Annotated in this window: 16 protein-coding genes; 7 read left to right on the top strand and 9 right to left on the bottom strand. The window is 72.9% G+C overall.

Going from position 1 to position 20,364, the window contains the following annotated elements; genetic code table 11:
- From AWQ68_RS43480 to AWQ68_RS08435, 5 genes are all read right to left on the bottom strand, one after another.
- The coding region (locus tag AWQ68_RS43480) for a hypothetical protein (RefSeq protein WP_169808879.1) at positions 1-199 on the bottom strand (199 nt) is incomplete at its 3' end.
- A 256-nt stretch (positions 200-455) separates the two neighbouring features.
- Complete coding sequence (locus AWQ68_RS08450; RefSeq protein ID WP_066937273.1) at positions 456-995, bottom strand: FxsA family protein; 540 nt, start codon at positions 993-995, stop codon at positions 456-458.
- 227 nt (positions 996-1,222) lie between these two features.
- Positions 1,223-1,999: a polyprenol monophosphomannose synthase gene (locus AWQ68_RS08445; protein WP_444543162.1), complete on the bottom strand. Its 777-nt coding sequence runs from the start codon at positions 1,997-1,999 to the stop codon at positions 1,223-1,225.
- A complete protein-coding gene (gene lnt / locus AWQ68_RS08440) occupies positions 1,996-3,633 on the bottom strand; it encodes an apolipoprotein N-acyltransferase (protein WP_245655806.1) in 1,638 nt (545 codons plus the stop codon). The genes AWQ68_RS08445 and lnt overlap by 4 nt, the downstream gene beginning before the upstream one ends.
- 709 nt (positions 3,634-4,342) lie before the next feature.
- Positions 4,343-6,589, bottom strand: coding sequence for an ATP-binding domain-containing protein (locus tag AWQ68_RS08435; protein WP_066937267.1), 2,247 nt, complete (start codon positions 6,587-6,589; stop codon positions 4,343-4,345).
- A 245-nt stretch (positions 6,590-6,834) separates the two neighbouring features.
- On the opposite strand from AWQ68_RS08435, the gene AWQ68_RS08430 reads away from it, so the two are divergent.
- The 6 genes from AWQ68_RS08430 to AWQ68_RS08405 are packed head-to-tail and all read left to right on the top strand — an operon-like array spanning position 6,835 to position 13,516.
- Positions 6,835-8,127 carry an ROK family transcriptional regulator gene (locus AWQ68_RS08430; protein WP_066937264.1) on the top strand — a complete coding sequence of 431 codons (1,293 nt, stop codon included), beginning with the start codon at positions 6,835-6,837 and terminating at the stop codon, positions 8,125-8,127.
- A gap of 9 nt (positions 8,128-8,136) precedes the next feature.
- Complete coding sequence (locus tag AWQ68_RS08425; protein ID WP_066937261.1) at positions 8,137-9,459, top strand: ABC transporter substrate-binding protein; 1,323 nt, start codon at positions 8,137-8,139, stop codon at positions 9,457-9,459.
- 4 nt (positions 9,460-9,463) lie between these two features.
- Positions 9,464-10,384 (top strand): carbohydrate ABC transporter permease, encoded by a 921-nt coding sequence (locus AWQ68_RS08420; RefSeq protein WP_066937258.1) that lies wholly within the window; start codon positions 9,464-9,466, stop codon positions 10,382-10,384.
- A complete protein-coding gene (locus tag AWQ68_RS08415; protein ID WP_066937255.1) occupies positions 10,381-11,271 on the top strand; it encodes a carbohydrate ABC transporter permease in 891 nt (296 codons plus the stop codon). Before AWQ68_RS08420 ends, AWQ68_RS08415 begins: the two co-directional genes overlap by 4 nt.
- Positions 11,268-12,530 (top strand): 6-phospho-beta-glucosidase, encoded by a 1,263-nt coding sequence (locus AWQ68_RS08410; protein WP_066937251.1) that lies wholly within the window; start codon positions 11,268-11,270, stop codon positions 12,528-12,530. The genes AWQ68_RS08415 and AWQ68_RS08410 overlap by 4 nt, the downstream gene beginning before the upstream one ends.
- Positions 12,527-13,516 carry an N-acetylglucosamine kinase gene (locus tag AWQ68_RS08405; protein WP_218006809.1) on the top strand — a complete coding sequence of 330 codons (990 nt, stop codon included), beginning with the start codon at positions 12,527-12,529 and terminating at the stop codon, positions 13,514-13,516. Before AWQ68_RS08410 ends, AWQ68_RS08405 begins: the two co-directional genes overlap by 4 nt.
- Before the next feature lie 144 nt (positions 13,517-13,660).
- Here the strand turns inward: AWQ68_RS08405 and AWQ68_RS08400 are convergent, their stop codons facing one another.
- The 3 genes from AWQ68_RS08400 to AWQ68_RS08390 form a co-directional block, all read right to left on the bottom strand.
- Positions 13,661-14,134 carry an Lrp/AsnC family transcriptional regulator gene (locus AWQ68_RS08400; RefSeq protein ID WP_066937248.1) on the bottom strand — a complete coding sequence of 158 codons (474 nt, stop codon included), beginning with the start codon at positions 14,132-14,134 and terminating at the stop codon, positions 13,661-13,663.
- A gap of 66 nt (positions 14,135-14,200) precedes the next feature.
- On the bottom strand, positions 14,201-15,271 hold the full coding sequence (locus AWQ68_RS08395; protein ID WP_066937245.1) for a hypothetical protein: 1,071 nt from the start codon (positions 15,269-15,271) through the stop codon (positions 14,201-14,203).
- Positions 15,272-15,273: 2 nt separating this feature from the next.
- Complete coding sequence (locus tag AWQ68_RS08390; protein WP_066937242.1) at positions 15,274-18,729, bottom strand: WD40 repeat domain-containing serine/threonine-protein kinase; 3,456 nt, start codon at positions 18,727-18,729, stop codon at positions 15,274-15,276.
- A gap of 137 nt (positions 18,730-18,866) precedes the next feature.
- Between AWQ68_RS08390 and AWQ68_RS08385 the strand changes: the two genes are divergently transcribed.
- Entirely contained in the window at positions 18,867-19,466 is a 600-nt protein-coding gene (locus AWQ68_RS08385; RefSeq protein WP_066937727.1) for a DUF4291 domain-containing protein, read from the top strand.
- A 111-nt stretch (positions 19,467-19,577) separates the two neighbouring features.
- Here the strand turns inward: AWQ68_RS08385 and AWQ68_RS08380 are convergent, their stop codons facing one another.
- On the bottom strand, positions 19,578-20,294 hold the full coding sequence (locus AWQ68_RS08380; protein ID WP_066937239.1) for a GNAT family N-acetyltransferase: 717 nt from the start codon (positions 20,292-20,294) through the stop codon (positions 19,578-19,580).
- Positions 20,295-20,364 lie beyond the last annotated feature (70 nt).

Genomic DNA, 20,364 nt, shown 5'->3' with positions numbered 1-20,364 from the left:
TGGACAGACCGCCTTCCTTGACGAGCGCGGCGCCGTCGACCTTGAGGACGGCGATCCGGGGCGGGGCGACGGCGGTCTGCTTCGCCTGGGCGGGCGTGGACGTCGCGGCACCGAGCGCGGCCGGCACCAGCCCCGCCGCGCAGACGAGCCCGGCCCGAAGCACGGCCCGTCGCCGCCGGGTCGCTGAATCAGTCGTCATGAATGCCTCCGCGTCAGGTCAGGCGGGGACCGACCCCCACCACGAACTTGTCACGCAGAGTATAAATATCGCCACGCTTTGTGTTCGCGTTTACCAAGCGCCCGGCGCGTCACGCGTTTCGACGGGACAAGTGGCGGCGGCGCTTCCGACGGGTCCGTCCGGCCGCCGCCTGCGCGCCGTCGCGCGCACCGCCTTGCCGGTCACGTGGCCGGTGGGCGGGAGGCTGCCATGGAGGACGGCCCGCTCGCGGTGGGCCTCAGAGGTCCTGCCGGGGGTCGCGCCGCCGTACGACGACCTGGCCCTCGACGACCTCGTCGTCCTGGATCACCTCGCCGTGGACGACGCGGCCCTGCTGCCCGGGACCGCCCGGGGCTCCGGGGCCGCCCATGCGGTCGAACAGCGGGCCGTACGGCGAGCGGGCGGCGATGTCACTCACCCTGCGGGCGAAGAACCAGGTCAGGGCACCGCGGGCGATCGGCCGGGTGACCGGCAGGATGAGGAAGATGCCGACGAGATCGCTCAGGAAGCCGGGGATCGCCAGCAGCGCGCCTCCGGCCATCACGATGGCCGAGTCGCCCAGCTCGCGGTCGGGCATGCGGCCCGACTGCGCGGCCCCCTGAAGGGCGGCCCAGGCCCGTCGCCCTTCCTTACGCATCAGCCACATGCCGGCCACGGCGCCGACCAGCAGCAGCACGAGCGTCAGCCCGCCGCCGATCGTCCGACCGGCCAGGACGAGCAGCACGATCTCCACGACCGGGAAGAGCAACAGTCCGGGGAGCAGCCACCTACGCGTCATCACGACCTCCGCTAGAGGGAACGCCCCCATCGGCCCGTGCGGTTCCGATATCGCTCAGAGCGAAAGGTAGCGGGCGCCACCGCCCGCCGGGGCTGGGCCCGCCGGCGGGGCGAGAGGCGGCAGCCGACCGCGGCCCGCGGCCACCGCACCGCGATGTCACCCCGGCGCCCCGCTCCCCCTCCTCGGGACCCATCCCTGGCAAGACGACCGGGCGTGCGCGCCTGGGGTCAGTTCTTCCTGCGGATCCGGCCGGGCAGGCCGTTGACGCCCCAGACGGCGATCCGCCAGAACGCCTCGGTCATGATGGTCCGGTTCATCTTGCTGGCGCCGGCCGTGCGCTCGACGAACGTGATCGGCACCTCGGCCACGCGCAGCCCCTGGCGTACGGTGCGGAGGGTGAGGTCCACCTGGAAGCAGTACCCCTGGGACTGGACGTCCTCCAGGCCCACCTTCTCCAGCGTGGTGGCCCGGTAGGCGCGGAAGCCGGCGGTGGCGTCCCGTACGGGCATGCCGAGCATGAGACGGCTGTAGGTGTTGGCGCCCCGGGACAGGAACTCACGGGAGGCGGGCCAGTTGACCACCTTGCCGCCCGGCACCCAGCGGGAGCCGATCGCCAGGTCGGCGCCCTCGGCCACCGCGTCGAGCAGCTTGTGCAGCTCCTCGGGCTGGTGGGAGCCGTCGGCGTCCATCTCGACCAGGATGTCGTATCCCTCGGCCAGGCCCCACTGGAAGCCCGCGACGTAGGCCGCGCCCAGCCCCTGCTTGCCCGGGCGGTGCATCACGTGGATGTGGGCGTCCTTCTCGGCGAGCTCGTCGGCGATCTTCCCGGTGCCGTCGGGGCTGTTGTCGTCGGCGATGAGCAGATCCACGTCGGGCAGCGCCGCGCGCATGCGCCCGACGATCATCGGGAGGTTCTCGCACTCGTTGTATGTGGGGATGATGACGAGCACCCGCCCGGAAGTCCGCTCCATCAGCTCTTCCTCCATGCCCAAGGGGTCGCTCACCGCTCCTCGCTCGCGTAACCGTGATCGTCCGGCTGTGCCGGGGGCACCGGCGGGACGTCCGTGCCGATCGCGTTCGAGGTTCGCTTTCGTGAGACGAGCGCCACCGCCGTCGCGCCGGCTCCCATCAGTATCAGGATCCATTCAGGAATCGCGCCCACTTCGGTGGCAATGGTGCCGCGTGTCCTTACGGGGACGGTCACGACGTTCATCGCGGGTTCGAGCTCGCGTGTCCGCCACTCGACCGTGCCGTTCGGGTCCACATATGCGGATATACCCGTTGTGGCGGTAGTGATCACACTTCTGTTGTGCTCGACCGCGCGCAGTTTGGACATGGCGAGTTGCTGCGGCGGCAGGTTGGTCAGCGCGTAGCTGGCGTTGTTGGTCTGCACGATCAGCGGGCTGCCTCCGGCGGCCACCGTGTCGCGTACCGTGCCGTCGAAGGCGACCTCGTAGCAGCTCACCGCGCCGACCGTGACGGGACCCATCCGCAGTGCGCCGGGACGGTCGCCCGGGATCGACTGGCGGCCGACGAGGTTGGCCCGCTCCGACAGCGCCAGGATGAGGTCCTTGAACGGCGTGAACTCGCCGAAGGGCACCAGGTTCCGCTTGTCGTAGTAGGCGCCGGGGCCGGTCACCGGGTCCCAGATCAGGCTCCGCGTCGCGCGGTGCTCGTCGCCGATCAGGGCGATGATCCCGGTCAGGATCGGCACGCCGACGTCCTTGGCCGCGGAGTCGATCATGTCGCGCGCGAACGCGTTGCGATAGGGATCGATGTCGCTGGAGTTCTCCGGCCAGACGACGATGTCGGGCTTGGGCAGCTTTCCGGCGCGTACGGCCTCGGCCAGCCGGTGGGTCTCGTCGGCGTGGTTGCGCAGCACGACGGCCGGCTCGTCGCCCAGGAATTCCATTCCGCGGCCGGGGACGTTGCCCTGAATCACGCCGATCTTCACTGTCCTGCCCTCGTCGCCGGGCCGGGGCACCGCGAGCCCCAGCAGGGGTAGGGCTATCGCGACGAGCAGCGTCCCCGCAACGACGCGGGGGCGGCGCAGCGCGCCGGGGAGCCCGGCGAGCAGCAGGGACAGCACGGCGCCGGTCAGGGCGACCGTGAAAGTTACAAGCGGCGCGCCCCCCAGGGCCGCGAGCCCCGTGTACGGCGACTCGCCCTGGCTGAACGCCAGCCTGGCCCACGGGAAGCCACCGAAGGGGACCAGGCCCCTGGCCCACTCTTGGGCGACCCACAGGCAGGCCACCCAGAGCGGCCACAGGCGCACGCGCATCACGAGGGAGGCCAATGCCCCCAGGGCGGCCCAGAAGAGGCTCTCGATGGCGACCAGCGCCAGCCAGGTGTCGTCACCGATCGGCCGCACCCACGACAACGTCGGCAGCAGGAACGCGAACGCGCCGACGTAGGCCAGCCAGGCCGCGCGGCGGGGGCGGGTGCCGTACAGGGCGAGGGTGAGCAGGGCGACGCCGAGAGGGGCGCAGAACCACCAGTCGAGGGGCGGGAAGGCGAGGAAGAGCAGCAGCGCGCCCGCGATGGAGCACCCCACCCGCGCCGCGAGGCGGGGGCGAGCCGCGCGCCCTTCGCCGGGGGCGGCCCCCGGGGTCGCCTGAGGTTTCACTTCGGTTGCCACGGGGGCGCTGTTCTCCTCGCCTTCGACATCCTGCCGCGGCCTGACCGCCAGGGGTTTCCAGCGCCCGGCTTCCCGCTTCCGCCGGAGCCGCCTGGGCCCGCGGGCCGCCGGCCGACCGGGCACGGCACGCCGCGCCGGGTGCGGAGCGGAGAGTGGACCTTGCGCGTCCCACGTGGCCGTCGCGGAACACCCCGACCTTATCTCGTCGCGGCTGCGGGGCGGGAAAAGCGTCCTCCCGCCTCACGGAGGGCGGGGACGGGTCGCACAGGGAGCGGGGGCTTCCGTGGGAACGTTCCGGGGAGAACGTTCGATGACGGAAGGGGGCCCGGACGTACCCTTCGGACCGGATCCGTCCCGTCGGCGGCGGGCGCGGAGCTCCGTTGTCTACTGGGTATCCGGACCCCTCCCGGGTCCAACCCCCCGGCCGGCTGAGGTGCCCCGACTCGACGGAACGCCAGCGCTGCGCCTGGCTTGCAGACGGAGTGTGCCTCCGTCACGGACGCAGAATCGGGCGATGTCAGAAGACGGTCAACCGGTCAGTCCCGTGCTGGACTGCGCAGCAAACTACCGACCTCAGCTCAGATGTCAACCGTGCCCCCAACAGCGGAAACACCAAGTTTTCGCAGCTAGGACAGGCTGGATGTCCGGGATCGAGGCAGGACGTGTGTGCGATCTCGCTCATATTCGCACAGATCCCGGCACTCTCGCATCAGTCGGCACGTGAAACGAGGCTCTCCAGGGCCTGAGGCAGCGGCTCGGAGTGGATCACGCCGAGCCGTCGCGTCGCCCGGGTCAGCGCCACATAAAGATCGCTTGGTCCTCGCGGGGACTCCCTCAGGATTTCACCCGGCTCGACCACGATAACGGCGTCGAACTCCAGCCCCTTGGCCTCGGCGACGGTGAGCACGCACACCGGTGCGTCGAGCGCCGCCGGGCCGGGTCCGGCGACCGCGCCCGGCACCCCGGCCACCAGGGCCGCGCCCAGCTCCGCCTCCCGCGCGTGGGGCACGATCACGGCAAGCCGGCCGTCCGGGACGACCTCGCGGCGCACGAGGGGCGCGAGGCCGGTCGCCGGGTCGGCGACCCTGGCCGACCAGGGCCGTTCGCCCGTCTCTCGTACCGAATCGGGGGCCTTCAGGCCGGGGCCGACCAGGCCGAGCACGTCGGCGGCCACGGCCATGATCTCGGCGGGGGTGCGGTAGTTGACCGACAGCCCCGCCTCGCGCCAGCGGCCCTTGACGTACGGGTCGAGGACCCGGCCCCAGTTCGCCGCACCGGCCGCCGACCCCGTCTGGGCGATGTCGCCCACCACGGTCATCGAGCGGGTCGGGCAGCGCCGCATCACGGCGCGCCAGCCCATCGGGGACAGCTCCTGCGCCTCGTCCACGATCACGTGCCCGAACGCCCAGGTGCGGTCCTTGGCGGCACGTTCGGCCGTGGTCAGGTAGACGTCGTCGGCGCGCTGCCGGGCCGCGAACCGCTCCGCGTCCATGATGTCGGCCATGCCGGTCAGCTCCAGCACCTCTCGGGCGTACGCGAGCTGCTCCTCGCGCTCCTCCTCGGCGCGGCGGGCGGCGCGCAGCACGCCCTCGTCGATCTCGCCGAGCAGTTCGGCGGCCTCGTCGAGGAGCGGCACGTCGGCCTCACTCCACCAGTTCTCGCCGGGACGCGGCGGCTCGCGCAGCAGCAGGTCGCACTCGGCGGGCGCGAGACCGGCGTCGGCCATCCGCTCTTTGGAGGTGTAGAGGCCGATCAGGAGCTGCTGCGGCGTGAGGTACGGCCACAGCCGGTTGAGCGCGGTGCGCACGGGGGTCTCGGTCCGCAGGTCCTCGCGCAGGTCGGCGAAGTCGTCGTCGTCGAGCATCCCGCGGCCGAGCTGCCTGGCCGCCTGCCGGGTCAGGGCGTTGAGCAGGTGCCGGACGAACACGGCCCGCGCCTCGTTGTGCGGCCGGCGCGAGCGGACGGCGCGCGACCGGGCCGCCTCGAAGGTCTGCCGGTCGAGCTTGAGCGTGAACTTGTCCAGCCGGATCTCCACCGGCGCGGACGGCACGCGCTGCCGGTCCCGGACGGCCTTCTCGATCACCTCGGCCATCCGGATGCCGCCCTTGATCGCGGCGACCTCCGGCGGCTCCCAGCGGGTGCCGGTGATCCCCGGGTACAGCTCGCCGACCGTGGACAGCAGCACGTCGGTCTCGCCCAGCGAGGGCAGCACGTGCTCGATGTAGCGCAGGAAGGTGAGGTTGGGGCCGAGGATGAGGACGCCGCGCCGCTCCAGCCGCTCACGGTAGGTGTAGAGGAGGTACGCGGCGCGGTGCAGGGCGACCACGGTCTTGCCGGTGCCCGGGCCGCCCTGGACGACGAGGACGCCGTTCAGGTCGCCGCGGATGATCGCGTCCTGCTCCGACTGGATGGTCGCGACGATGTCGCGCATCCGGCCGGTGCGCTTCTCGTCGAGCGCGGCGAGCAGGGCCGCCTCGCCGTTGAGCGAGGCGCGGTCGGCGTCGGTCAGGCCGTCGAGGTCGAGGAGGTCGTCGTCGACGTTGGTGACGGTACGGCCGCGGGTCTGCAGGTGCCTGCGGCGGGTGACCCCCATCGGCGCGGCCGGGGTGGCGCGGTAGAACGGCTGGGCGACCGGCGCCCGCCAGTCGATCAGCATCCGCTCCTGGTCGTCGTCGGCCAGGCCGATCCTGCCGATGTACAGCCGGCCGCCGTCGGCGTTGTCGAGCCGGCCGAAGCACAGGCCGTTCTCGACCGCCCACAACCGCGCGAGCCGCTGCGCGTACATGTCGGCGAAAGAATCGCGCTCGGAACGGTTCTGATGGGTGCCCGTCGCGCCCTGGGCGAGCACCTCGTCCAGTTGCCCGCGCGTCCGCTCCCGCAGCACGTCGAGCCGCTCGTAGAGAGTGGTGACGTACTTCTGCTCCCGGGCCAGTTCGCCCGCCGATGAATGAGGCATAGGCCGACCGATTCTACGTGCCCGGGGACGGCCCCTCCATCCGACCCCCCTCGCAGCCGTCGGGGCCGGATGCGGCCGGGTGAGAGGCCGGTTCCCGGCACGTCGGTGCTGGTCGGAACGGCGGGCACGTCACGAGTCGGTTGCGGGGGGACGCCGCCCCCTTGACGAGTTTGGAAAGTTTCCTTACTTTCACTTGCGGTTAGTGACCTTTCCTAACTTCTTCGCTTTCCCGGAAGGACTCCCTCGTGAGCCAGCCGACCCCCGGCACCCCCAGCCTGCTGCGCGCGATCAACGACCGCGCCGCGCTGATGGTCCTGCTCGAACGCGGCCCCCTGACCCGGCCCGAACTCGGCGCGCTCACCGGTCTGTCCAAGCCCACGGCGTCCCAGCTCCTGGCCCGGCTCCAGGAGGCCGGCCTGGTCGTCCTCGACGGCATCCGTGAGGGCCTCCCCGGCCGTACGGCGGAGCTGTACCGGATCAACGCGGCCGCGGCGTACGTGGCGGCGCTCGACGTCACCCCGGCCCGGATCACCGTCGCCGTCGCCGACATCACCGGGGCGGTCGTGGCGGAGTACCGCCTGCCCACTCCGGGACGGACGGGCGGCGACATCGTGGAGAAGGTGCGGGCGGCCCTGGAGGGCGCCTGCTCGGCCGTGAAGACCGACGGCGTGCCCGCGGACGGCCCCGGCACCGGCATCGACGTCACGGCGCTGCGGCGGGTGGTGATCGGCATCGGCGGCGCGGTGGACCCCTCAACCGGCCGCCTCGGGTACGCCTCGCACATCCCCGGCTGGCACATCGCCGACGTGGTGGGCACCCTGCGGGACGGCGTCGGCGTGCCCGTGGACGTGGAGAACGACGTCAACCTGGTCGCCCAGGCCGAGCAGGTCCGGGGTTCGGCCAGGGGGCACCTGGACTACGTGCTGCTGTGGGCGGACGAGGGCATCGGGTCGGCGCTCGTCCTCGGCGGCCGGCTGCACCGCGGGGCGACCGGAGGCGCGGGCGAGGTCGGCTACATGCCCGCCATCGGCGCGCCGACCGCCCGCGAGGTCGGCAGGCGCGCCGACCACGGCTTCCAGGCCCTCGCGGGCGGCCCAGCCGTCCTGCGGATCATGCGCGCGCACGGACTGCGCGGCGCGACGCCCGCCGCGACCGTGCAGAACGCGGTGCGCGAGGTCGAGTCCGGCGGCCGGCTCGCCGCGGCGGCGGCGGAGGCGCTGCGCGAGCTGGCCTCGCGCCTCGCCGTCGGGCTCGCCGCCATCACGGCGGTCGTCGATCCCGAGATCGTCGTCCTCTCCGGCGGGGTGCTGCTCGCCGGGGGGGAGACGCTGCGTGAACTCACCGAGCGCGAGCTCCACGCGCTCACCATCCCGCGACCCTCGTTGCGTCTGTCCAGCGTCGAGGGCAACCCCGTCCTCGCCGGGGCGCTGGACCTCGCCCTCGACACCGCGCGGGACGAGGTCTTCGGATCGTCCGGACGCCGGGAAGCGCCGGAGCGGGGCGGCAACCCGCTCGTCACCACCCCCCTACGCCCATAGGAGGCGCATGTGAAACGATCGCTGGCGATCTCGGCCGTGGCCGGCCTCGCCCTGGTCACCGGCTGCACAGCGGGCACCGAGTCCCCCGGTCCCGCGCTCAAGTCCGCGACGGCCAACGACCCGGTCACCGTCGAGTTCTGGCACGGTTTCACCGCCGACAACGAGCTCAAGGCGTTCGAGGACACGCTGGCCGGCTTCAAGCAGAAGTTCCCCTGGATCACGGTCAAGGCGACCAAGGCGATCCAGGACGACCAGATCCTGCAGGCGGTGCGCGGCGGCAACCCGCCGGACGTGGCCCTGTCGTTCACCACCGACAGCGTCGCCCAGTTCTGCAAGGCCGGGATCTTCCAGGACCTCAACCCGTACCTCGCGGCCGGCAAGATCGACGCGACGGCGCTGTTCCCGAAGGTGATCGCCGAATACACCCAGTACGAGGGCAAGCGGTGCGTGATGCCCATGCTCGCCGACACGTACGGGCTCTACTACAACAAGAAGCTGATGAAGGGGAACCAGCCCCCGAAGACGCTGTCCGAGCTGGCCGATCTCACCAAGAAGCTCACGGTCCGGGACGCGGACGGCACCATCAAGGTCGCCGGGTTCATGCCGACCAGCCAGATGTACGAGAACGCCCCGATCCACACCGGCGTCATGGTGGGCGCCAAGTGGACGAACCCGGACGGCACCTCCGCGATCGGCTCGGACCCGGCGTGGAAGACCCTCATGAAGTGGCAGAAGGACCTCACCGGCTGGTTCGGCTACGACAAGCTCGAGAAGTTCCGCAAGAGCTTCGGCGACGAGTGGTCGGCCGACAACCCCTTCCAGAAGGGCAAGGTCGCCATGGCCATCGACGGCGAGTGGCGCAACGCCATGATCGCCGCCGACGCGCCCGACCTCGACTACGGCACCGCCCCGCTGCCGGTCGCCGACGACCAGGCCGACCGGTACGGCGCGGGCTTCATCGCCGGCACCGTCATCGGCATCCCGCGCGGCGCCAAGCACCAGGAGGCCGCCTGGGAGCTGGTGAAGTACCTCACCACGGACACCGACGCCCTGGTCACGCTCTCCAACGCGATCAGGAACGTTCCGAGCACGCTGCCCGCGCTGCAGTCGCCGGACCTGAAGAAGGACCCGAACTTCCAGACGTTCCTCGACGTCTTCGCCAACCCGAACAGCTCCACGCTGCCCGCGCACGTCAACTCGGTCTTCAACCAGCAGACCCTGCAGGAGGCCCAGATCGCCTGGGAGTCGGGCCGGGCCTCCGACCTGGACGCGCTCCTCGCGGACGTGGACAAGAAGATCAACGAGAAGCTCAAGCTGACCGCGGGCGGCTGACGCAATGGCCGCCATCACCCTCGGCAACCGGCTCCGGCCGCTGGCCTACCTCTCCCCCTGGCTGATCGGGTTCGCGCTCTTCTTCGTCTACCCGCTGATCTCCACGGTGTACTTCTCGTTCCAGCGGTACGACCTGTTCACGCTGGAACCGGTCGGGCTGCTGAACTACCGGTACTTCCTGCAGGACGATGCCGCCTGGACCTCCATCAGGAACACGCTGTGGCTCGTCGTGGTGATGGTCCCGCTGCGCGTCGTCTTCGGCCTGGGCGTCGCGCAGCTCGTCACGCGTCTGAAGGCGGGCGCCGGGATCTTCCGTACGATCTTCTACCTGCCGTCGCTGGTGCCGCTCGTCGCCGGGACGCTCGGCTTCGTCTACCTGCTCAACCCGGCCACCGGTCCGGTGCAGGCGATCCTCGGCGCGGTCGGGGTCAGGTCCCCGGACTGGTTCGGCGACCCCGCCTGGTCGAAGTGGGGGCTCACCATGCTGGCCCTCTGGTCGGTGGGCGACCTGATGGTCATCTTCATGGCCGCCCTGCTCGACGTGCCCAAGCAGCTCTACGAGGCCGCCGCGCTCGACGGCGCGACCGGCTGGCGGCAGTTCGTCCACATCACGCTCCCGGTGATCCGGCCGGTGCTCATGTTCGCCGCCGTCACGGGGGTCATCCAGACCCTGCAGTACTTCACCCAGGCGATGGTGGCCGCGCGGGTCGCCTCGGGCGCGACCGACTCCGCCGGATCGGTGTTCGTCCCCGGCTATCCCGACCAGTCCACCCTGACCTTCCCGGAATGGCTGTTCCATCAGGGATTCCGCGACTTCGCGATGGGCTACGCCTGTGTCCTGGCGCTCGTCCTGTTCGCGGTCTCCATGGTGTTCACCCTGATCCTTCTGCGCCAGTTCCGCGGCTTCGGCGAGGAGGACGCATGACCGCTTCCACGACCGCCGTCCAGGAGCGGGCCGGCGCCGCGTCGCCCGCCCCCGCGCGGGCCCGCCGCGGCCGGGCCACGCTGTACTGGATCGCCAAGCACGCCATCGCCATCGCGCTGGCGATCATGTTCCTCGGGCCGCTGGTCTTCATCGCGCTCACCGCCGTGATGAGCGACCAGCAGGCCCTCACCTCGCGGTTGTGGCCGGACATCTGGAACTGGTCCAACTTCGCGGACATCTTCGAGAAGGCGCCGCTGCTCACCTGGATCGGCAACACGATCATGTACTCGGTGCTCGCCACCGTGTTCATGCTGCTGTCGTCGATCCCCGTGGCGTACGCGCTGGCCCGGTTCAGGTTCCGGGGGCGCAGGCTGGCGTTCCTGCTGGTCATCACCACGATGATGCTGCCGCCGCAGGTCGTGGCCGTGCCCGTCTACCTCGTGTGGGCGCGGTTCCACCTCACCGGGACGCTGTGGCCGCTGATCATCCCGATGCTGCTCGGCGACGCCTTCTCGATCTTCCTGCTGCGCCAGTTCCTCGTGACGATCCCGCGCGAGTACTCCGACGCGGCCCGGGTCGACGGCTGCGGCGAGTTCCGCACGCTCGTCCGGGTGATCCTGCCCATGGCGAAGCCGGCCATCGCGGCCGTCGCCCTGTTCCAGTTCTTCTACTGCTGGAACGACTACTACGGCCCCCTGCTGTACGCGGGGACCGACCTGGACAACTGGACGCTGTCGCTCGGGCTGGCCGCGTTCCGGTCGGTGCACCGCGTCCAGTGGAACCTCACCATGGCCGCGACCGTCCTGGCCATGGCACCGGTGATCGTCGTCTTCTTCTTCGCCCAGAAGGTCTTCATCGAGGGCGTCAAACTGACAGGAGTGAAATGAAACTGGCCGTTGTCGGGGGCGGCTCGACGTACACGCCGGAGCTGATCGACGGGTTCGCCCGGCTGCGCGACGAACTCCCACTATCCGAGATCGCCCTGATCGACCCGGACGAGCACCGCCTGGGGCTGGTGTCCGGGATGGCCAGGCGGATGCTGGCCCGAGCCGGCCACCCCGCTGTGGTCAGCACCGCCACGACCCTCGAGGACGGCGTCGCCGGGGCCGGGGCCGTGCTGCTCCAGCTCCGGGTCGGCGGGCAGGCCGCGCGGAACGTGGACGAGACGCTGCCGCTGCGCTGCGGCTGCGTCGGCCAGGAGACGACGGGCGCGGGCGGCCTGGCGAAGGCGCTGCGCACCGTCCCCGTGGTGCTGGACATCGCCGAGCGGGTGCGCCGGCTCGCGCCGGACGCGTGGATCGTGGACTTCACCAATCCCGTCGGCATCGTCACCCGGGCGCTGCTCGACGCGGGCCACCGCGCGATCGGGCTGTGCAATGTGGCGATCGGGTTCCAGCGCCGCTTCGCCGCCGGCCTCGGGGTGCCCCCGGAGCGGATCTCGCTCGGCCACGTCGGGCTGAACCACCTGACCTGGGTGCGCTCCGTCCACCTCGACGGGCAGGACGTCCTGCCCCGGATACTGGCCGAAGCCGGCGACGAGATCGCCGGCAGCCTCGCTCTTCCGGTGGAGCTGATCCGCGACCTCGGCGTGGTCCCCTCCTACTATCTGCGCTACTTCTACGCCCACGACGAGGTGGTGGAGGAGCAGCGGAGCAAGCCGTCCCGGGCGGCCGAGGTCGCGGCCATGGAGTCCGCCCTGCTCGACCTGTACGCCGACCCCTCCGTGGACACCAAGCCGGAGCTGCTGGAGAAGCGGGGAGGCGCCTTCTACTCGGAGGCGGCCGTGGCGCTCATCGCGTCCCTCGTGAACGACCGGGGCGACGTCCAGGTGGTCAACACCCGGAACGGCGGCACGCTGCCCTTCCTGGACGCCGACGCGGTCGTCGAGGTGCCCGCGCGGATCACCGCCGCCGGGGCCGTGCCGCTGCCGGTCGAGCCGCTGGAACCGCTGTACCGGGGGCTGGTCGCGCACGTCTCCGCGTACGAGTCGCTGGCGCTGGACGCGGCCCTTCACGGCGGCGAACGGCGGGTGCGGGACGCCCTGCTCGCGCATCCGCTGGTCGGGCAGGTCTCCCTGGCCGACGAGCTGGCCCGGCTGCTCGTCGAGGCGGGCCGTCCGCACCTGCCCTGGGCGGTGTCCCGGTGACCGACCGCCGTCCGCGCACCGTGCTGGCGGTCGACGGGGGGAACAGCAAGACCGACGTGGCCCTCGTCTCCGAGGACGGGTCCGTGCTCGCCACCGGCAGGGGCGCGGCGTTCCTGCCGCAGAGCGCCGGGGTGGCGGCGGCGATCGACGTGATCGACGAGATCGTCGCCCGCGCGGTTCCCGCGTACCGTTCCGGGGTCCCCGTAGCGGACCATGTCGCCGCCTACGTCGCCGGGGCCGACCTGCCGATCGAGGAGGAGCGCCTGCGCGACGAGCTGCTCACGCGCGGCCACGCCCCCGACGTCGTCGTCGGCAACGACACGTTCGCCCTGCTGCGCGCCGGGGCCTCCGGCCCGTGGGGCGTGGCGGTGGTCTGCGGGGCCGGGATCAACGCCGTCGGCGTCGCCCCCTCCGGCGCGGTGGCCAGGTTCCCCGCGCTCGGCCGGCTCAGCGGCGACTGGGGTGGCGGGTACGGCCTCGGCGAGGAGGTGCTCTGGCACGCCGCACGCGCCGAGGACGGCAGGGGGCCGGGCACCGCATTGGTGGACGTGGTCCGCGCCGGGTTCGGCACGGCCACGGTCGAGGAGGCGGTCATCGGGCTGCACTTCGGGGAGCTGCCCGCCGAGGGGCTGCACGAGCTGGTGCCCCCGCTGCTGGCGGCGGCGCGCGGCGACGCGATCGCCCGCGGCCTGGTCGAGCGGCTGGCCGAGGAGGTGACCGTCCTCGGCGAGGTGGCGATGCGCCGCCTCGGCCTGCTGGAGGAGCCGTGCGAGGTCGTCCTCGGCGGCGGCGTGCTGACCGCGGGCGACGAGCTGCTCATGTCGCTCGTCGAACGGGGCTACGCCGAGCGCGCGCCGCACGCCGTGCTGGTCGTCGCCGACGTGCCGCCGATCGTCGGGGCCGCCCTGCTCGGCCTCGACCGGATCGGCGCCGCGCCCGAGGCGTACGAACGGGTGCGCGGGCACTTCCTCCCGGCCCAGGTTTAGACCCGGCTCCCCCGGCTGGCGGCGGCCTCGGGCGGGCTGAGATCATGGGCCGTCCCCTGGATCGCCGCGTGGGTCGGCGCGGCCGGAGGACCGCGATCTCCGGGCCGCCGCCCCGAGGGCTCGGCGGCGGCCCGGACCGCCTGGTCAGCGCTCCGCGTCGTCGCCGGCCTGGCCGGGCCCGATCTCCGGGCTGCGGTAGTCGTACGGCGTGCTCAGGACGATCGTGGTGCGGGTGCTCACGTTGGCCGAGGCGCGGATCTGCTGCAGCAGCTCCTCCAGCGCGATCGGCGAGGCCACCCGGACCTTGAGGATGTAGCTCTCGTCGCCCGCCACGCTGTGGCACGCCTCGATCGCGGTGATGTGGCTCAGCCGGATCGGCGCGTCGTCGGGCGCGGCCGGGTCGATCGGCTTGATCGAGATGAACGCGGTCATCGGGAGACCGATCTCGTCGTAGTCGACCAGCGCCGCGTAGCCGCGGATCACACCGCGTTTCTCCAGCCGGCGCACCCGCTGGTGCACGGCCGACACCGACAGCCCCGTCTCCTTGGCCAGGTCGGTGAAGCTCATCCGGCCGTCACGGGCCAGTAACGACACGATGCGGCGATCGATCTCCTCCATCCCTGAAACGGTAGCGCCGGATCGGAGCGCCGGGGGCCGCCGGAAGGTGGCAATTTGTCCTCACTCTCACCTGACCCTCACCTGGCAGCTCTTGGGGGTGGCCTTCAGGTCCCCGCTCTGCCCGCTGTAGCGCACCTGCCACTCCCCCGACTTCGACGCCGGGAGCTTCTTGGTGAAGGAGCCGTTGTTCGTGGTCGTCGCCCTGCCGACGGGGTTCGGCGACCACGACCCGCCCGCGGGCTTGAACCAGAACGTCACCTCACGCGACGCGGCGGCCACCCATTCGACGCTGGGCGGCGGGTCGAGCGGGGTCTCGTGGGTGAGCCGCCCCGAATGCTTCACCAGCTTTCCGGCGGGCGTGGACGAGGGCAGCGCCGTGTAGCCGGAGAACCGCGACCGCGTCTTGGGCCCGCTGCGCATCACCATGAAGACGGGCTCGCTGCGCGTGCTCCGCAGCGGGTGCCCGCCGTCGGACCAGCGCCACGTCCCCTGATAGGTCGCGCGCCACCATCCCTGCTCCCACGCGTCGAGCGTCACGGCGAAGTCGCCGTCCTCTCCGGTCCACGCCTCCGCGATCTCGCTCCAGGAGAGCGCGTCCTCGGGGCGGAAGGACAGCACGACCCGGCGCTCGCGCAGCCGGGACCGCTCGGCCCTCAGGAAGCCCGCGAGCGTGATCGGGCCGTCCTCTTCCACCGGGTCAGGGACCACCCGGAAGTCCACGATCGTGGTCGGGTCCCTCTCCTCCGCGTCCTCGACCGAGAACTCCAGCTCGTGGACGGCCGGGCCGTATTCGATGACCGCCCGCCAGGTCCCGGTGGCGGTGCCCGGGAGGAAGACGTGCTCGGCCCGCCAGCCTTCCTCGTACGGCGCCTTGCCGGAGCGGTCGAAGCCCAGCTCGGCGCGGGAGCCGTCCGGGCCCTCCAGGACGCCGCGCGGCCGCTCACCGGCCGATCCGCCGGTGACGACGTTGATCAGGATCGGCATCCGCGCGTCCCGTTCCAGCACCACCGGGTCCGGGACGACCTCGGCGTATTCGACGGCCGCCGGGACCCGGTCGCGGTCGTCGCGTGGTCGCCGGCGGCCCCCGGAGAGGCGGGCGAGCATGGACGTCCAGAGGAGAAGGAGAAGTCGCAGCATGGTCAACACACCTTTCGATAGGACGCCTCGGGGATGAGGCCTCGCCATTCGTCCTCCGACAACGTCGTCCCGACACGCGCGCAGACCGCCGCGACGGCCCGCTCGGGATCGACGGGATAACGCTGGAGCGTTCCGTCCCAGCCAAGGCTGTGGAGATCGCGCCCGCCCGGCCCGAACGCGAGGGCCGCCACCTGACCCGAGTGCGCCGAATACGGCCGGCCGAGCGGCAGCCGCGCCGCCACGTCCCACAGGCGCACGTCGCCGCTCGCCCCTCCGGTGGCCAGCAGGCGGCCGTCCGGGGAGAACGCCAGCGCCACCACGTCGTCGAGGCGTCCCTGGGTCGGCGCGAGACGGCCGATCCTGCGGCGGGTCGAGGCGTCCCACAGGTCCACCCCGAGCTTGCTGAACCCGGTCGCGACGGTGCGGCTGTCCGGGCTGAACGCCACCGAGCGCACGCCGTCGTCACTGGGCCCGAAGGGCCGGTCCCAGACCGGCCCGCCCGGGAGCGCGACGAGCGCGTTGCCGAGCCCGCCCACCGCCAGGGCCGCGCCGTCCGGCCGGAACGCCATGACGTCCCCGCCCTCGTGCGCGAGGACCGCCGTCCTCCTGTGGGCGGCCACGTCCCAGAGCTGCACCCGCTCGAAGCTGCCGTTCGACGGGGACACCGCGAGCGTCCGCCCGCCGGGGCTGAAGGCCAGCCCGCCCACCCAGCTCACGTCCGCGATGGGAAGCGCGGCCGTCCGTACCCGCCGGGACACGTCCCACAGGGTGAGCACCGGGGGATCCTCCGCGCCCACGGCCAGGAGCCGCCCGTCGGGGCTGAACGCGAGCGCCGTGGCCGCCGGGGACTCCAGGGGATCGCCGAGCCTCCGGCCCGCGGCGACGTCCCACAGCTCAAGGGAGGTCGCGGTCTGGACGGCGGCCAGGCGCGCGTCGCCGCTGAAGGCGACCGTCCGGATCTCGGAGGCGATCCGCGGCGGCCGATCGCCGACGTCCACGTCCAGCACCGCGACCGCTCCCCCACCGAGGAGGTAACTGAGGGTGCGGCCGTCCGCGCCGATCGCGGCCGACGGCATCCCGGAGGTGTCGGCCAGCGGATAGCGCAGGAGCGACACGCCCTCGGACGTCCACACGCCGACGCTCCGCTTGTCGTAGGTGACCACGAGGCGGCCACCGGCGCCGAAGGCCAGCCAGACCGCCCCCGCGCCCTCCAGCCGTGCCCCGCGCGGGGCACGGCCGGTCAGGTCCCAGAAGACGACGTCGGGCCCCGCGCTCACGGCGAGGGTCCGGCCGTCGGGGCCGAAGGCGACCCAGACCGCCCTCCCTCCACCTGGGGCGCGCAGCCGCCGCCCCGTGGTCAGGTCCCACAGCTCGAACCGGTCGCCGTCCAGCATCGGCGCCGCCAGCCGGTCGTCGTACGACACCGCGACGGCCTCGGCCCCCGAGGTGGGACGGTCGATCAGCCGGGTGCCGCCGGCCGCGCCCCAGACCTGCCACCGGCCGCCGTCGGTCACCAGGGCGAGCAGCCACCCGCTCGGGCCGAACTCCAGCCACCGCGCCGCCTCGGCGATCTCCGGCCCGGCCGGCCGCCGCGACGACAGATCCCAGACCCGCACCGACCGCTCTCCCGCGACCGCGAGCCACCTGCCGTCCCGGCTCAGCGCGACCTCCCGTACGGCACGGCCCACGCCGGACACCGCGCCGCGTTCCCGGCCGGCCGCCACGTCCCACAGCACCGCACGGTCCTGGTCCACGACGGCGACGGTCAGGCCGTCACCGCTGAGGGCGAAGCGCGCCTCGGCCGTGACCTTCGGCGGCGCGGAGACGCGGCGCTCGCGCTGGGCGAGCGACCCGTACAGCGCGGCCCGCGCCTCGGACACCGGGGCGAGCCGCCACGCGGCGACGCTCAGCAGCATCGCCCCGGCCGGGTCGGACGACCGCAGCGAATCGGCGCGGGCCGCGGTCTGCCGCGCGGCGGCGACGTCGCGCTGCCGGGCGGCCGCGGACCCCTGCACCACCGCGACCACGGCCGACGCGAGCGCGAGGACGAGCAGCGCGGCGAGGGCCGCGGTGAACTGGCGCCTGCGGCGGCCGCGCACCCGGCCGAGCGTGAGCGAGGCGTCGAGGAAGGCGCGCTCCAGCAGGTTGAGCGTGACGTGCCGGCGCCCGGTGGCGGCCCACGCCACCGCCGCCTCCAGCGCCGTCCCCTGGTAGAGGTCACCGGGGTGGCGGCCGTGGCCGTCCCACAGCGCGGCCGCCTCGCCGAGCCGCCGGTGGACGCGCAGGCCGTCCCGCTCCGTGTCGATCCACTCCCTCAGCCGCGGCCAGGCCCGGGGCAGGGCCTCGTTCGCGAGGGACACCGCGCCGCCCTCCCGCGCCACCAGGTCCATCCGGGTGAACGCGGACAGCACGCGCTCGGCGGTCTCCGCGCCCACCACGCCGTCGAGGAGATCGTCCGGGTGAACCCTCCTCGGCAGATCGTCGCCGCCCTCCCCCGGCGTGATCATGCGGAGCAGCACGCGGGGCACCAGCGCCCGGTCCCCGGGGACCAGCCCGGCGTAGACCTCCTCGGCCAGCGTCGCCAGCGACGGCGGGGAGGCGCCCGCCGGGGGCCGGACCGGCTCCGCCGTACGGGTGCCCGCCGCGAGCAGCAGCGCCAGCTCGTTGCCGCCGCCGACGAGGCCGAGCAGCAGGCTGCGGGAGGTCGGCCGGTCGCGCGGGTCCTTCGCCATCGCCGCGGCGACCAGGCCGCGCAGCGGCTCCTTGAGCATGGAGAGATCCGGCTCCTCGGCCAGGATCCCGTGGAAGAGCGCGGCGATGCCGTCCCCGCCGAACGGCTCGCGCCCGGTCGCGGCGAACACCGTCACCGCGCCCCACGCCCAGACGTCCACCTCCGGGCCCGCGCGCCGCCCGAGGACGATCTCCGGCGCCATGAACGCCGGCGTGCCCGCCATGTGCCCCGTGGTCGTGAGCGACATCTCGCGGGTCCGGGCGATCCCGAAGTCGATCACCCGCGGCCCGTCCGGGCCGATGAGCACGTTGTCCGGTTTGAGGTCGCGGTGGATGACCGACGCCTGGTGGATGGCCGCCAGCGCGGTCGCCACGCCGGTGGCCAGCCGGTAGAGCCGGTCCTCCTCGTACGGCCCGTCCAGCTCGACCGCCCGCCGCAGGCTCGGCCCGCCCACGTACTCGCTCACGATGTACGGCAGGGGCGCGTCGAGGTCGGCCTCGATCACCCGCGCCGTGCAGAACGAGGCGACCCGGCGCGCCGCGGCGGCCTCCTTGGCGAACCTGGCGCGTGTGCCCACCCCGTCGTCGGCGCGCAGCACCTTGACGGCCACCCGGCGGCCCGCGGCGTCGTACGCCTCGTAGACGATCCCCTGGCCGCCCTCGCCCAGCCGACCGGCGAGCCAGTACTCACCGATCCGGCGCGGGTCGCCGGGAGCCAGGGCCGCCATGCCCCGATGGTGCTACGCCGCCCACGACCGGCCAAGAGGCCGTTTCACCGAGCGGAGCGCCCCTCCCTCGCCGAATGCGGCTCGACGGCCGGAAATGCGGTTGCCGGGCGGCGGACGGGTTCGCGACCCTGAACGGCATGAACACGCCCTATCGGCAGATCCGTGCCGCCTACGACGAGGAGACCGTCACCGTCTACCAGGCCTACGATCCGGCGATCGCCGTCCCGGCCGTCGCGGCCGGGCGGTTCGTCCCGCCGTTCAAGCGCGAGCGCATGACATGGATCAAGCCTTCGTTCCTCTGGATGATGTACCGCTGCGGCTGGGCCGCGAAGCCGGGGCAGACCCGGGTCCTGGCGATCGAGATCTCCCGATCCGGGTTCGAGTGGGCGCTCGGGCACGCCTGCCTCAGCCACCACGACGGAGCCGACCGGGACGCGTGGGCGGAGCGGCTACGGCGCAGCCCCGTACGGATCCAGTGGGACCCCGAGCGCGACCCGCACCACCACGCCCTGCCGTACCGCTCCATCCAGATCGGCCTGTCCGGGGAGGCGGCCGACCGCTACGTGGACGAGTGGATCGTGGGCGTCGCCGACCTCACCGGCCGGGTCCGGGACATCCACGCGGCGGTGCGGGAGGGGCGGGACGTGACCGCGCTGCTCCCCGTCGAGCGCCCCTATCCGTTACCCACGCCTCTGGCGCACGCCATCGGCGCCACCTTGGAAAGCACCCCCGTCTGAATCAGGCGAAGCAGTGCCCCGACGCAGGACGGCGACAGTGTCCGACACCCGTCGCCTCTCGCCCGGGACGGCGGGGACACCGCCTGGGAGGCCGACGCTCCCGGGCCGTGCTCACTCCTCCGCGTCCGGAGCCGGCGAGAGCAGGGCCTCGGCCCCGACCGGCGTGAAACCCGCGGCCAGGAAGGCCCGGACGCTCGCCGCGTTTCCGGGAGCGATCTGCGCCCACAGCGCCGGGCCCTCTGCCGTTTCCGCGCGCGGCCCTTCGCCTGATCCTTCGCCCGGCACCGCGCCCGTCTCCATCGCGAGCAGGTGCCGTCCGGCCCGGGCGAGCCGCGCCCCGAGCCCCCGGCCGCGGTGGCCGGGATCGACCTCGACCGCGATCTCCCAGCGGCCCGCCACGCCCCGGCCGAGCAGGACGATCCCTCCGTCCGCCCGCCACACCCGCACGTCATCGCGGTGCCACATGGCACGGCGGACCCGTGGGTGGGCGGGATCGGTGATCTCGGTGAGCGGCACCGGGGGCGGGCCGGCCAGCGGGCCGGCGACCGTGAGCATGTCGATGTTGCCGACCCTGCGCTCGGTCCGCTCCTCCAGTGCGCTGAGGAACGGCGGGTTCAGCGGCGCGGACAGGTCGCCGTCCGGCAGCAGGTCCCGCGCCCACGCCGGATCCACGTCGGCGAAGACGACGCTGTGCGCGGTGAAGGCGATCACGCCGCAGTCCCGGACACTCGGCTGGCCCACGATCCGCACCGCGCCGTCCGGCTCGGGGAAGACGCCCCTGCCGACGGCGTCCAGCACCTTCGCCAGCGGATGCGCCGGGCCACTCACCGGCGCACCGCGGCGTACGCCGGAGGAACGGCCGCCGGAACACGGAGCATCGCCACCGGACCCCACCTCT

Source organism: Microtetraspora fusca (assembly GCF_001570365.1).
In the GTDB taxonomy this organism is placed as follows: Bacteria; Actinomycetota; Actinomycetes; order Streptosporangiales; family Streptosporangiaceae; genus Microtetraspora; species Microtetraspora fusca.
This window is presented reverse-complemented; position numbering and strand designations above follow the sequence as displayed.

Excerpts from the sequence above, each read along its gene's own strand:
- AWQ68_RS08450 (WP_066937273.1), bottom strand. The coding sequence starts at position 995 with ATGACGCGTAGGTGGCTGCTCCCCGGACTGTTGCTCTTCCCGGTCGTG.
- AWQ68_RS08435 (WP_066937267.1), bottom strand. The coding sequence starts at position 6,589 with ATGCCTCATTCATCGGCGGGCGAACTGGCCCGGGAGCAGAAGTACGTC.
- AWQ68_RS08420 (WP_066937258.1), top strand. The coding sequence starts at position 9,464 with ATGGCCGCCATCACCCTCGGCAACCGGCTCCGGCCGCTGGCCTACCTC.
- AWQ68_RS08415 (WP_066937255.1), top strand. The coding sequence starts at position 10,381 with ATGACCGCTTCCACGACCGCCGTCCAGGAGCGGGCCGGCGCCGCGTCG.
- AWQ68_RS08410 (WP_066937251.1), top strand. The coding sequence starts at position 11,268 with ATGAAACTGGCCGTTGTCGGGGGCGGCTCGACGTACACGCCGGAGCTG.
- AWQ68_RS08400 (WP_066937248.1), bottom strand. The coding sequence starts at position 14,134 with ATGGAGGAGATCGATCGCCGCATCGTGTCGTTACTGGCCCGTGACGGC.
- AWQ68_RS08395 (WP_066937245.1), bottom strand. The coding sequence starts at position 15,271 with ATGCTGCGACTTCTCCTTCTCCTCTGGACGTCCATGCTCGCCCGCCTC.
- AWQ68_RS08390 (WP_066937242.1), bottom strand. The coding sequence starts at position 18,729 with ATGGCGGCCCTGGCTCCCGGCGACCCGCGCCGGATCGGTGAGTACTGG.
- AWQ68_RS08385 (WP_066937727.1), top strand. The coding sequence starts at position 18,867 with ATGAACACGCCCTATCGGCAGATCCGTGCCGCCTACGACGAGGAGACC.